We start from the raw sequence: 254 nt of genomic DNA on the forward strand, positions 1-254 counted from the left end.
CCCGGGCGCTGCCGCGGATCTTTGCCAGGGCCCGCACCCCGGCGCCTCCGCAGTCCAGGCGCGACGCTTCCCGCTGCGGCGGCAGATGCTCGGCCAGGAAGTCGATGCACACCCGCACCGCCGGCAGCAGGCCGCGGCGGGAGGCGAATACGGCGTGGCAGATGCCCTGCGGCAGCGACCATGCCGGCAGCACCACTTCCAGCTCGCCGCTGCGCACGGCGTCGGCGCCGACGGTCTCGGGCAGCATGGTGATG

1 protein-coding gene is annotated in these 254 nt (G+C 74.8%); it reads right to left on the bottom strand.

Annotated features, from left to right (window positions below):
* A partial coding sequence (locus tag ACQG3P_RS20715) for a LysR substrate-binding domain-containing protein (RefSeq protein ID WP_426806103.1) occupies positions 1–254 on the bottom strand: 254 nt, incomplete at both ends.

Source organism: Stenotrophomonas sp. SrG, assembly GCF_050031795.1.
In the GTDB taxonomy this organism is placed as follows: domain Bacteria; phylum Pseudomonadota; class Gammaproteobacteria; order Xanthomonadales; family Xanthomonadaceae; genus Stenotrophomonas; species Stenotrophomonas rhizophila_A.